This is a genomic window from Mesorhizobium sp. M1A.F.Ca.IN.022.07.1.1 (genome assembly GCF_003997575.1).
Classification (GTDB): Bacteria; Pseudomonadota; Alphaproteobacteria; order Rhizobiales; family Rhizobiaceae; genus Mesorhizobium.
The window spans coordinates 1-12,836 of sequence record NZ_RZST01000155.1 but is presented as its reverse complement, the minus strand read 5'-3'; the positions used below and the strand labels follow the sequence as shown (position 1 = coordinate 12,836).

10 protein-coding genes and 1 pseudogene are annotated in these 12,836 nt (G+C 65.2%); 9 read left to right on the top strand and 2 right to left on the bottom strand.

The features are described from left to right. The 9 genes and pseudogenes from EOA75_RS35085 to EOA75_RS18070 form a co-directional block, all read left to right on the top strand. A pseudogene (locus tag EOA75_RS35085) lies at window positions 1-138 on the top strand (cell division protein FtsA); the annotation flags it as partial. 67 nt (window positions 139-205) lie between these two features. Further along, on the top strand, window positions 206-1,861 hold the full coding sequence (gene ftsZ, locus EOA75_RS18105; protein ID WP_095824918.1) for a cell division protein FtsZ: 1,656 nt from the start codon (window positions 206-208) through the stop codon (window positions 1,859-1,861). Window positions 1,862-2,285: 424 nt separating this feature from the next. Beyond that, entirely contained in the window at window positions 2,286-3,233 is a 948-nt protein-coding gene (gene lpxC / locus EOA75_RS18100) for a UDP-3-O-acyl-N-acetylglucosamine deacetylase (RefSeq protein ID WP_095832082.1), read from the top strand. Window positions 3,234-3,434: 201 nt separating this feature from the next. Further along, window positions 3,435-4,304 (top strand): outer membrane protein assembly factor BamD, encoded by an 870-nt coding sequence (locus EOA75_RS18095; RefSeq protein WP_066990991.1) that lies wholly within the window; start codon window positions 3,435-3,437, stop codon window positions 4,302-4,304. A gap of 8 nt (window positions 4,305-4,312) precedes the next feature. Continuing rightward, window positions 4,313-5,986, top strand: a complete 1,674-nt coding sequence (recN, locus tag EOA75_RS18090; protein ID WP_127324804.1) for a DNA repair protein RecN — start codon at window positions 4,313-4,315, stop codon at window positions 5,984-5,986. 139 nt (window positions 5,987-6,125) lie between these two features. Then, the gene (gene ligA, locus EOA75_RS18085; protein WP_127324803.1) at window positions 6,126-8,333 is read left to right on the top strand and encodes an NAD-dependent DNA ligase LigA; all 2,208 of its coding nucleotides are present in this window, start codon (window positions 6,126-6,128) and stop codon (window positions 8,331-8,333) included. Beyond that, window positions 8,333-9,019, top strand: coding sequence for a TIGR02453 family protein (locus EOA75_RS18080; RefSeq protein ID WP_127324802.1), 687 nt, complete (start codon window positions 8,333-8,335; stop codon window positions 9,017-9,019). Before ligA ends, EOA75_RS18080 begins: the two co-directional genes overlap by 1 nt. A gap of 106 nt (window positions 9,020-9,125) precedes the next feature. After that, window positions 9,126-9,854 (top strand): AzlC family ABC transporter permease, encoded by a 729-nt coding sequence (locus tag EOA75_RS18075; RefSeq protein WP_127324801.1) that lies wholly within the window; start codon window positions 9,126-9,128, stop codon window positions 9,852-9,854. Next, window positions 9,851-10,147, top strand: coding sequence for an AzlD family protein (locus tag EOA75_RS18070; RefSeq protein WP_095779033.1), 297 nt, complete (start codon window positions 9,851-9,853; stop codon window positions 10,145-10,147). The genes EOA75_RS18075 and EOA75_RS18070 overlap by 4 nt, the downstream gene beginning before the upstream one ends. Before the next feature lie 3 nt (window positions 10,148-10,150). On the opposite strand, the gene EOA75_RS18065 is transcribed toward EOA75_RS18070, so the two are convergent. Together EOA75_RS18065 and EOA75_RS18060 are read right to left on the bottom strand one after the other, a co-directional pair. After that, a complete protein-coding gene (locus tag EOA75_RS18065) occupies window positions 10,151-11,995 on the bottom strand; it encodes an aminopeptidase P family protein (RefSeq protein ID WP_127324800.1) in 1,845 nt (614 codons plus the stop codon). Window positions 11,996-12,091: 96 nt separating this feature from the next. Beyond that, a partial coding sequence (locus EOA75_RS18060) for a 50S ribosomal protein L11 methyltransferase (RefSeq protein ID WP_127324799.1) occupies window positions 12,092-12,836 on the bottom strand: 745 nt, incomplete at its 5' end.

Sequence of the window (12,836 nt, the reverse complement as noted above, 5' to 3'; positions counted from 1 at the left end):
ACCCCGGTCGGGCTTCTGATCTATCCTCAAATGGCGAGCTTCGAGAGCCATTCGGCGAAAGGACTTTCCGGTTTCAGGATGACCGGAACGGGCGGAAAACTGCATCGCATGAGTCAGTGGTTGAGAGACAGTTTTTAATTTGACGGGGACAGCCCCAAAGGCGGCCGCAGCGGCGAGGCGGCGGGAAAGGCAAAGGACGGAGACTATGACCATCAATCTCAAGAAGCCGGACATCACCGAGCTTAAGCCACGCATCACCGTGTTCGGTGTCGGCGGCGGCGGCGGCAACGCGGTCAACAACATGATCACAGCCGGCTTGCGCGGCGTCGAGTTCGTGGTGGCCAACACCGACGCGCAGGCGCTGACGATGTCGAAGGCTGAGCGGCTGATCCAGCTCGGCGCGCATGTCACGGAAGGCCTCGGCGCCGGCTCGCAGCCGGAAGTCGGCCGCGCGGCGGCGGAAGAGTGCATCGACGAGATCATCGATCATCTGTCCAACACGCATATGTGCTTCGTCACCGCCGGCATGGGCGGCGGCACCGGCACGGGCGCTGCACCCGTCGTTGCCCGCGCGGCGCGCGAAAAGGGCATCCTCACCGTCGGCGTCGTCACCAAGCCGTTCCATTTCGAGGGCCAGCGCCGCATGAAGACGGCCGACATGGGCATCGAGGAACTGCAGAAATGCGTCGATACGCTCATCGTCATCCCCAACCAAAACCTGTTCCGGCTGGCCAACGACAAGACCACCTTCGCCGATGCCTTCGCCATGGCCGACCAGGTGCTCTACTCCGGCGTAGCCTGCATCACCGACCTGATGGTCAAGGAAGGCCTGATCAATCTCGACTTCGCTGACGTCCGCTCGGTGATGCGAGAGATGGGCAAGGCGATGATGGGCACCGGCGAGGCTTCGGGCGAGGGCCGCGCCATGGCCGCCGCCGAGGCGGCGATCGCCAATCCGCTGCTCGACGAGACCTCGATGAAGGGCGCCAAGGGCCTGCTGATCTCGATCACCGGCGGCCGCGACCTCACCCTGTTCGAGGTCGACGAAGCCGCGACCCGGATCCGCGAGGAGGTCGACCAGGACGCCAACATTATCCTCGGCGCCACCTTCGACGAGGAACTGGAAGGCGTGATCCGCGTCTCGGTGGTCGCTACCGGCATCGACAAGTCGGCGGCCGAAATCGCCGCGGCGCCAATCTCCATCCGCGCGCCGCAGAAGCCGGTCGCCCGTCCCGCCGCACCTGTTCAGGAAAGCCGTCCCGCACCGGTTCAGCAGCAGGCCTACGAGCCGCGCGCCGTCGATCCGGTTGCCGAGGCGATCCAGCTTGCAGAGGCGAACGCCGCCGCGATGGCACAGCCGCGCCCCGCGCCGCTCGACGACTTCCGCCCGCAGAGCAAGATCTTCCAGGCTCCGCCGGCCCAGCCTCAGCCGCAGCCGATCGCCCAGCAGCCGGTCATGCAGCCCGCGCCGCAGCGCGAGATGCCGCAGCCTGTGGCTGCAGCGCCGCAGCGCATGCCGCGCGTCGAGGACTTTCCACCGGTCGTGAGGGCCGAGGTGGAGGCCAAGAGCCGCCCTGCGGATCATGAGAACAGCGGACCGATGGGGCTGATCAAGCGGCTGACCAACGGCCTGACCCGCCGCGAGGAAGAGCCGGCCCGGCTGCAGCCGGCGCAGCCGCGCGAGCCGAAACTGCGCCAGGCGGCACCGGAAATGCGCCGCCTCGCCAGCCAGGACCCGCAGCTCTATGCGCCGCGCCGCGGCCAGCTCGACGACCAGGGGCGCCTCACGCCTCAAAGCCGCACGGTGCAGGAAGACGACCAGCTGGAGATCCCGGCGTTCCTGCGTCGCCAGGCGAACTAATCGTTAAAGCGCGCCGCCTGTGCGGCGCGCTTTAAGCAATGTTTGATAATGTCGTTCTCCCAAAACCGCTGTGCACTTTCGGGCAGAACATATACTAACGATATATAACAGCTGTTAACAGGCGGGCGAGAGAATCGTCTGCCTGTTGCCTTTAAAAGTTATAGAGAAACAACGGATTACGAGTGTTTCTTCGTTCAGGGCAGCGGTTACACGGGGTAAGAAACCGTGATTTGGAGTCTCCCGGACGGGCCACTATCTTCGCGTCGGACTAAAGTCGGTTTGCCGGGATTCGGGGAGTTGGCCCTGCCTGCCGATGTTATCAGAGCCGCTGCCTTGCTCATTCGCCGCTTTTGCGCGCAGGCCAGATGATCCGTCGGGCCGATAATGCCTAAGGCTGACAAGCGGACACAGGCGGTTTGGGCTTATGGGGTTTGTCTTGCACGACTATCAGACGACAGTTAAGGCGCGCGTGACGCTGACCGGCACCGGCGTCCACAGCGGCAAGCCCGTCACCGTTCATTTCCTGCCCGCCGACGCCGATACCGGCATCGTGTTCCACCTCGCGAATGGCGGCGAGTTCCGCGAGTTCCGCGCGCTGGTCTCCGAGGTCGGCGCCACCGACCTGTGCACCATGCTCGGCGATCCGGTCGGCCAGCATATCGGAACCGTCGAACATCTCATGGCGACGGTGTTCGGACTTGGCATCGACAATCTCATCATCGAGATCGACGGTCCGGAAGTCCCCATTCTCGACGGCAGCGCGGTGGCCTTTGTCGAAGCCTTCGACCAGGCGGGGATCGACACGCTTTCGGTCAAGCGCCGCTATATCCGCGTGGTCAAGCCGATCCGCGTCGAAGCCGGTGCATCCTGGGCCGAGTTCCGCCCCTATGACGGCACGCGATTCGAGGTCGAGATCGACTTCGAGAGCCCGGCAATCGGCCGCCAGCTCTTCGCCTCCGATATCAACCCCGACATCTTCCGCCGCGACATCGCGCGGGCCCGCACCTTCGGCTTCATGAAGGATGTCGAGCGGCTGTGGGCCGCCGGCTACGCGCTCGGGTCGTCGCTGGAGAACTCGCTGGTCATCGGCGACGACAACCGCGTCATCAATGTCGGCGGACTGCGCTATCCGAACGAATTCGCCCGCCACAAGACGCTCGACGCCATGGGCGACCTGGCGCTTGCCGGCGCGCGCTTCATCGGCTGCTTCCGCTCCTATCGTGGCGGCCATCGGATGAACGCGGCGGCGCTGCGCCGCCTGCTTTCGGACCGTACGGCCTTCGAGATCGTCGAGACGCGGCGCCGCGAGCGCGGCCGGGTCGCCGAAATGATCGCCGTCAGCGGACCGGTCTACGCGCCCTGGGTCATCTGATTTTTAACGATTTTCTGGCTTTGTAGCGAAGCCTGTGTTGCGCAAATGCATCACAAACCCGTGAAATCGAGCGGCTTTGGGGACGGTCCCAAACCGCCACAAAAATGTGCGATTGGCCGGACATAGCGTTGCCGGGCAAGGGGATAATGGTTTATGGCTGCGGCCGGGACCGAAACGACGCCGAAAGGGCGGAATCCAAACATGTTTTTTTCGCGAGTTGGTCAATCGAAGGCGCCGTATCGGGCTGTTTTCCTGGCGTTTTCGTTGGTCGCCCCGTCGCTCATGCTGTCGGCCTGCATGTCCTCCGAAAAGGACGTCAATCTGGCGACCTATGTCGACCACACCGAACCCGCAGACGTTCTCTACAACCAGGGCCTCGCCAATCTGAATGCCGGCCGCCTCGATGAGGCGAGCAAGAAGTTCGACGCCGTCGACCGCCAGCATCCCTACTCGGAATTCGCCCGCAAATCGATGGTGATGGGCGCCTTCGCCGATTATCGCGCCGGCAACTATGACGAGGCGATCGGTTCCGCCAAACGTTACCTGACGCTCTATCCGTCAACCGACGATGCCGCCTATGCGCAGTACATCATCGGCTTGAGCTACTACCGGCAGATCAAGGACGTCACCCAGGACCAGAAGGAAGCGCGCCAGACGGTGCAGACCATGCAGGACCTGGTGACCCGCTGGCCGAATTCCGAGTATGTCGACGACGCCAAGGACAAGATCCGCTTTGCCACCGACCAGCTCGCCGGCAAGGAGATGCAGATCGGCCGCTACTATCTGGAACGCCGCGAATATATCGCCGCCGTCAAGCGCTTCCGCACCGTGGTCGAGAACTACTCCAACACGCGCCATGTCGAGGAGGCGCTCGCGCGACTGACCGAAGCCTACTACGCGATGGGCCTGACTTCGGAAGCGCAGACAGCCGCAGCGGTGCTCGGCCACAACTACCCGGACAGCCAGTGGTACAAGGATTCCTACAAGCTCCTGCAGAGCAACGGGCTTGAACCGCGCGAGAATGCCGGGTCGTGGATCTCCAAGGCCGGGAAGCTGATCACCGGCGCCTGACACTTCTGATGCTGTCCAGACTGTCGATCCGCGATATCGTCCTGATCGAGAAGCTGGACATCGACTTCTTGCCTGGGCTTTCGGTGCTGACTGGCGAGACCGGCGCCGGCAAATCCATCCTGCTCGATGCGCTGTCGCTGGCGCTTGGCGCGCGCGGCGACGCTTCGCTCGTCCGCCATGGCGCGGCGCAGGGCCAGGTCATCGCCGTGTTCGACGTGCCGCGCAACCACCCGGCGCGCGCGCTGCTTGCCGACAACGACATCGAGGTTGATGGCGACATCATCCTGCGCCGCGTGCAGACCGCCGACGGCCGCACCCGCGTTTTCGTCAATGATCAGCCGTCCAGCGTGACCCTGATGCGCGACGTCGGCCGCGCGCTGGTCGAGATACACGGCCAGCATGACGAGCGGGCGCTCGTCGATCCCGGCGCCCACCGCGAATTGCTGGATAGTTTCGGCGGCCATCTCGGCGCCGTGCGCGGGACGGGCGAAGCCTGGCGCTATTGGCGGAACTGCGAACAGGAGCTTTCGCGGCACCGCGCCAAGGTCGAGGCGGCGGCGCGCGAGGCCGATTATCTCAGGGCCTCGGTCGCCGAGTTGGCGAAGCTCGATCCGCAGCCGGGCGAAGAGACCGAGCTTGCCGAATTACGCGCCCAGATGATGCGCGCCGAAAAGATCGCGTCCGAGATTCACGATGCGCAGGATGTGCTGTCGGGGCCGTCTTCGCCCCTGCCGCAGCTCGCCAGCCTGCTCAGGCGGCTGCAGCGCAAATCGGGTGAGGTGCCGGGCCTGCTCGACGATGTGGTCAAGTCGCTGGACGAGGCAATGATCTCGCTCGACGCGGCGCAGTCCGGCGTCCAGACAGCACTACGCGCCACCGAATACGATCCGCAGCGCCTGGAAAAGGCCGAAGAGCGGCTGTTCTCGCTGCGCGCGGCCTCACGCAAGCACAATGTCGCGGTCGACGATCTGGCGCAGCTACGCGACACGATGGCGGCCGACCTTGCCGATCTCGATGCGGGCGAGGAACGCCTGCACGGGCTGCAGAAACAAGCAGCCGCCGCGCGCGAAGCTTACGACATAGCCGCGGCGCAGCTCTCTTCGCTGCGTCATGCGGCGGCGGCGGGCCTCACCAAGGCGGTGATGGCCGAACTGCCGGCCCTCAAGCTCGAACGGGCGGAGTTCATCGTCGAGATGGTGAGCGATGCCGATGGCCGCATGGAAGAAGGCATCGACCAGGTCGAGTTCTGGGTGCGCACCAATCCGGGCACACGGCCCGGGCCGATGATGAAGGTTGCGTCCGGCGGCGAGCTGTCGCGCTTCCTTCTGGCCCTGAAGGTGGCGCTTGCCGACCGCGGCTCGGCGCCGACCCTGGTCTTCGACGAGATCGACACCGGCGTCGGCGGCGCCGTGGCCCATGCCATCGGCCAGCGGCTGGCGAGGCTGTCGAAGCGGGTGCAGGTGCTTTCGGTCACGCATGCGCCGCAAGTGGCGGCGCGCGCTGCGACGCATTTTCTAATCTCGAAGTCCGGCGGCAAGGACCGTGTCGCCACCGGCATTGCCGAAATGGATCGCGCGGCGCGCCAGGAAGAGATCGCGCGCATGCTGGCCGGCGCCACCATCACCGATGAAGCGCGCGCCGCCGCTGAGCGGTTGCTGCGCGAGAACACGGCGGCAGCCTAGGCTTCTTGATTCCCCGGCTGGAATGCCGAGTCAGCAGGTGGCTGCATCCTGCTGTTCGGCAATGATTTTTGCGCAAGCCGACTCCTCCATACCGAATCCTGATTTATAGTGGCCCGCCACAATTCGAGGACCGCGCTTCATGTCTGAAAAACCAGTCGATTCGCTGAGCGAAAGCGAGGCCGCGGAGGAGCTGAAGCGGCTGGCGGCGGAGATCGCCGAGCACGACCGGCGCTACCATATGGAGGATGCGCCCACGATTTCGGACGCCGAATACGACGCACTGGCGCGGCGCAACCTTGCCATCGAGGGGCGCTTTCCCGATCTCGTTCGCGAGGATTCGCCGTCGCGTCGGGTCGGCGCGCCGCCGGCGGAAGGCTTCACCAAGGTGCGGCATGCCGTGCCGATGCTGAGCCTCGCCAAGGCCTATACCGACCAGGACGTGGCCGATTTCATCGAGCGTGGCCGGCGCTTCTTCGACCGCGACAAGGACCTCGATATCGCCTTCACGGCGGAGCCGAAGATCGACGGGCTGTCGGCATCGCTGCGCTACGAAAACGGCATCTTCGTGCAAGGCGCGACACGCGGCGACGGCGCGGTCGGCGAGGACATCACTGCCAATCTCAAGACCATCGCCGACATCCCGAAGAAGTTGCAGGGCTCGGGCTGGCCGGAGGTGATCGAAATCCGCGGCGAGGTCTACATGACCTACGCGGAGTTCGAGGCTTTGAAGCAGCGCTCGGCAGCTATCGGCGGCCAGGACTATGTCAATCCACGCAACACGGCGGCCGGGTCGCTGCGCCAGAAGGATCCAGCCGTCACCGCCAGCCGCAATCTGAAATTCTTCGCCTATGCCTGGGGCTACACGACGGCGGATCCCGCTCCGACCCAGTACGATTCCGTGCAGAAGTTCAAGGAATGGGGGTTCCAGGTCAGTCCGCTGATGGTGCGGGCAAGGTCGATCGACGACCTCATCGGGCACTACCGCCGGATCGAGGAACAGCGTTCTTCGCTGGGTTACGACATCGACGGCGTCGTCTACAAGGTCGACCAGCTCGAGCTGCAGCGCCGCTGGGGCTTTGTCACCGGCGAGCCGCGCTGGGCAGTTGCCCACAAATTCCCGGCCGAACAGGCGATGACGACGGTCGAGAAGATCGACATCCAGGTCGGCCGCACCGGCACGCTGGCGCCGGTGGCGCGGCTGGCGCCGGTGACGGTCGGCGGCGTGGTGGTGGAAAACGTCACGCTGCACAATGAGGATTATATCAAGGGTTTTGACAGCAACGGGCAGCCGATCCGCGACGGCATTGACGTTCGCATCGGCGACACGGTGGTGATCCAGCGGGCAGGGGACGTCATCCCGCAGATCGTCAGGGTCCTCATCGACAAGCGGCCGGCCGATGCAGTGCCGTATGAGTTCCCGCACACCTGCCCGGTCTGCGGCTCGCCGGCGACGCGCGAGACCAGCGAGAAGACCGGCAAGGAGGATTCGCGGCGCCGCTGCACCGGCGAGCTGATCTGCGCAGCGCAGGCGGTAGAGGGGCTGCGCCACTTCGTGTCGCGCGGCGCGCTCGACATCGAGGGTCTCGGCGCCGAGAACATCGACCTGTTCTTCAATGCCGGGTTGGTCAAGACCGCCGCCGACATCTTCACGCTGAAGGACCGCCGGCCGGCCGTCACCAAGGCGCTGGCGGAGCGGCGTGAGGAGCAGGCGAGACTGCGCGAGGCCGCATCGGGCAAGACGCGCAAGAATGTGCGCAGCGTCGAAGATCGCAACTACGAAGGCCTCGACAAGCTGTTCGCAGCCATCGACGCGCGCCGCGAGCCGGAGCTCGACCGCTTCATCTTCGCGCTCGGCATCCGCCATATCGGCGAGACGACGGCGGCGGTGCTTGCCCGCCAGTTCACGACCATCGAGGAACTGATCCGCGTCGGCAAGGAGACGGCGAAGGCGGAGGATCCGCATGACGTGTTCCCGTCGATCAACGGCATCGGCGACACCGTCATCAACGCCTTGCGCGACTTCTTCGGCAATGAGCGCAATGACGACGTGCTCGATGCGCTGCTGGCGCAAGTCCATCCCAAGCCCTATGTGGTCGAGATCTCGGCCGGCAGCGAGGTATCCGGGAAGACGGTGGTGTTCACCGGCACGCTGGAAAAGATGACGCGCTCCGAGGCCAAGGCGATGGCGGAGCGCCTGGGGGCGAAGGTCGCCGGCTCGGTTTCGGCCAAGACCGATCTGGTGGTGGCGGGTCCGGGCGCCGGCTCCAAGCTCAAGGTTGCGAGCGATCTCGGCATCGAGGTGATCGACGAGGACACCTGGCTGCAGCGCATCGGCAGGGGCGGCTGATGGCCGGAGCGTTCAAGGGTTTTGGCGAGAAGGCCATTCCGTTCCTCAAGGCGCTCGACTTCCACCAGAGCCGCGAATGGTTCCAGAAAAACCGCGGTCTCTACGAGAGTGAGCTGCACGAGCCGTTCTGCGATCTCATCGAGGCACTCAGCGAGCGTTTCGCCGCGGCGAGGCTTGGCCTGCGCGGCGACCGCAAGAAGTCGCTGTTCCGCATCAATCGCGACGTTCGCTTCTCCAAGGACAAGCGCCCCTATAATCGGCACCTGTCGGCAATCCTGTCGCCAGACGGCACCAAGATGGAGCAGGGCGTGTTCTATGTGCATATCGGCCTCGAGCGCTGCTTTGCCGGCGTCGCCTGGTGGCAGCCCGGACCGGAGTTGCTGCAGGCGATGCGCAAGGCGATCGTGACGAAGCCGGCCGCCTTCCGCACCATGGTTTCAGCGCTGAAAAAGACTGGGCTGGAGCTGGATGGGGAAGATTGCCTGAAGCGCGCGCCGCGTGGTTTCGAGGACGTCAGCGAAGCCGATCTCGCGCAAGCAGTCCGCAACCGCCATTTCGCGGTGCGGCATAATATTGATCCCGAAACCATCTACATGGCGGCGCTAGTTGACGATCTCGTCGGCTTCACCTTGCGCGCCAAGCCGCTGCTCGATTGGGGCAGGGCGATCCAGGGTAAGGCTGCCTGAGCCGCTCAAAGCCCGGCAATCAGTTCCGCTGATCGTCGGCTCAAGCGAATTGGTGTGACAAGCGGGAAGCCGCTCCCTAAATCAAGCCGCTCAAGGGAGCAGTTGGATGTCGGCGGAAGCAATCTTGGAAAGCCGTGCGAGGAGCGATTTCTGGGACGGCGTGCGGCTGTCGATGCCGGTCGTCGTCGCCTCCGCGCCGTTCGCGATCCTGTTTGGCGCGATTGCCGTGGACAACGGGTTTTCGGTCCTGGAAGCATTCCTCATGAGCGCGCTGATCTTCGGCGGCGCCAGCCAGATGGTCGGCATCGAATTGTTCGGCCAGCATGTCGCGCCCTGGCTGATCGTGCTCTCGATCTTCGCGGTGAATTTCCGTCACGTGCTCTATTCCGCCGGCATCGGCCGGCGCATGGCGCATTGGCCGCTGCTGCAGCAAGCGCTGGGCTATTTCATCCTGACCGATCCGCAATATGCCGTGGCCGAGGCGCGCGCGGCGTCCGGCCAATCGGTCGGGTTCGTCTGGTATCTCGGGCTCGGCCTGCCGGTCTATGTGTTCTGGGTGGCCGAAAGCGCGCTCGGCGCGGTCTTCGGCAAGATGATCCCGGATACCCATGCTCTGGGCATCGATTTCCTGCTGCCGATCTATTTCCTCGGCCTGGTTCTCGGCTTCCGCAAGCGGCCGCTGTGGCTGCCGGTGGTCGTCGCCAGCGCGGCCGCCTCGATCGTCGCCTACAAGACGGTCGGCTCGCCCTGGCATGTCTCGATCGGCGCCATTGCCGGCGTCCTTCTGGCGGTCATTCTGCCGCCGCATCATAGCGGCGTGGGGCAGCGCACATGAGCACGACCTTCTGGATCATCTTCGCCGGCGCCGTCGCCACCTATCTCACGCGCGTCGGCGGCCATCTCGTCATCTCGCGCTTCGAGACCGTCCACCCGCGTGTCGAGGCCGGCCTCAACGCCGTGCCGGCCGCTGTGCTGACGACACTTGTGGCACCTGCCGCGCTCGGCGCCGGACCGGCCGAATGGGCAGCGCTGATCGTCACCGCGCTGGTGTCGCTGCGCGGCGGCCTGATGGCGATGTTTTTGGCCGGTGCCGCGGTGCTGATTCTGGCCAGGCAGTTCGTCGGCTAGAAGTCAGATCTTGGCGTCGTGCGGCAGCGGCGCCGTGGCTTTCTCCAGCCAGGCCAGCGTCTCGCCGTCCACCATCGGACCGATCTCGGCCAGAACCCGCGCGTGATACTGGTCGAGCCAGTGCAGTTCGTCGCGGGTCAGCAGGTCGCTGCGGATGAGGCGCTTGTCGATCGGCGCCAGCGTCAGCGTCTCGAAGCCGTGCATGGCGATGTCGCCGCCCTCGATCTGCTCGGCAGGCGTGACCAGGATCAGGTTCTCGATGCGAATGCCGTAGGAGCCTTCCTTGTAATAGCCCGGCTCATTGGACAGCATCATGCCGGCAAGCAGTTTTTCGGTGCCGGTGCGGGCGATGCGCTGCGGGCCCTCATGCACGGCGAGGTAAGAGCCGACGCCATGGCCGGTGCCGTGGGCGAAGTCGCAGCCGTGCTTCCACAGCGCCACGCGGGCGACGGCATCGATTTCCGAACCGCGCGTGCCGGCCGGAAAGCGCAGCATTGAGATGCCGATCATGCCCTTGAGCACCAGTGTGAAGCGCTCGCGCATCTCCTCGGTCGGCTGGCCGATCGGCACGGTGCGGGTGATGTCGGTGGTGCCGTCCTGGTATTGTCCGCCGGAATCGAGCAGGAACAGCTCGCCGCTTTGCAGCTTGCGGCTGGTGGCGCGGGAGACCCGGTAATGCATGATGGCGCCGTTCGGGCCGGCGCCGGAAATCGTGTCGAAGGAGACGTCGCGCAGCGGCATCTGTGTTTCCTCGCCGGTCTGCCGCCGCACCTCCTCGAGCTTGGTCACGACGTCGATCTCGTCGAGCGTATCCGGCTGCTGCCGGTCGAGCCAGCAGAGCAGCTTGGCGACTGCGGCGCCGTCGCGGCGGTGCGCTGCGCGGCTGCCGGCGGCCTCGGTCTGGTTCTTGGTGGCGCGAGGAATGCGGGCGGGGTCCGGCGCAGAGACAACGATGCCGCCATTGCCCTCGACCAGCATCTTGAGCTTTTCCGCCGCCAGAACGGGATCGAGCGCGATTTTTGCGCCGCCCTTGGCGAGGTTGGCGACCGCCGCTTCGAATTCGCCTGGATCGTGCGGATCGGCGAGCTGGGTGAGATAGGCCGCGACCTGGCGCGAAAATTTGCGCTGGTCCATAAAGAGTTGATGCTTGCCGTCGGCGGCAAGAATGACGAAGCCGAGCGCCAGCGGCGTATGCGCCACGTCGCCGCCGCGGATGTTGAAGGCCCAGGCGATGGAAGAAGGGTCGGTGAGCACGGCGTGCGTCGCGCCCTCCTTTTCGATCGCGCCCGCCAGCCGCGCCAGCTTGTCCTTGGCGAGCTCGCCGGCGAAGGCGACCGGATGGAGTTCCACGGGTGCGCGCGGCGGCTCGGGCTGATCTTCCCAGATGATATCGATCGGATTCTTCTCGAGCGGCACCAGTGTCGCGCCGGACTGCTCGGCCGAGGCTTTCAATGCCTTGATCTCGCCGATCGTGTGCAGCCACGGGTCGAAGCCGAGCCTGGCCCCTTTGCCGAGATTGTCCTTGATCCAGGAGGCCGGCGGATTGTCGACCAGGCTCTCGACGGTGAAGATCGAAAGATCGACCTCATTGCGCACCTGCAGCGTGTAGCGGCCGTCAACGAAGATGAAGGCGCGGTCGCGCAGGATGATGGCGACGCCGGCTGAGCCGGAAAAGCCGGTCAGCCATTTCAGCCGGGCCGACCGGTCGGCGACATATTCGCCCTGATGCTCGTCGGCGCGCGGCACCATGAAGCCGTCCAGCTTGTTCTCGGCCAGCCATTGGCGCAGCGTCGCCACGCGCGGCTTGCCGACAGCCGGATCGCCGGCGGAATCAAAGGTCTGGAACATTTTTCCGCATCTCCTCGAATGGCTCGCGCGACCGTAGCGCAAGGTCTTCGAAACCGGAATCGATTTCGACAGGGCCAGTCTTGAACGATCCGGTTTTCAGCGCTTGAGGTGGATGGTCACCCAGCCCTCGCGGTGCAAGGTGCGGACGTGGCGGAAGCTTTGGCCGACATAGGCCGAGATCACCGCATCGCGCTGACGGTCGAGAATGCCGGAGAGCACCAGCGAGCCGCCGAGCCTGATGTGCCTGGCCATCTCGGGCGCCAACCGCATCAGCGGGCGCGCCAGGATATTGGCGACGATGAGGTCGAAGGGCGCGCGCCTAGAGAAGATCGGATGGTGGAAGCCGGGCGCCGTCACCGTCTCGACAAGCGCCTTCACTCGGTTCAGTCGCGCATTGGTCGCAGCGACGCGAACGGCCACCGGATCGATGTCGGTCGCCAGCACCGGGATGTGCGCGAGCTTGGCCAGCGCTATCGCCAGCACGGCACTGCCGGTGCCGAGGTCGAGCGCGTTGCCGGGGCGTTCGCGCAGCACCACCTGTTCCAGCAGTTCGAGGCAGCCGGCCGTGGTGCCGTGATGGCCGGTGCCGAAGGCAAGACCCGCCTCGATCTCAATGGCGAGGTCACCGCTGCGGCGCTTGTCGCGATCATGCGCGCCGTGGACAAAGAAACGCCCGGCGCGGACCGGCTTCAGTCCTTCGAGCGAGCGTGCAACCCAGTCGATGTCGGGGAGCGCTTCGCGCTCGACCTGCTTCGGCAGGGCCAGGTCCGCGAGTATGCCGTTGATCCGGACTGCGACGGCATCGACATCGCCATCGGCATAGAGCGACACTTCGTGGATG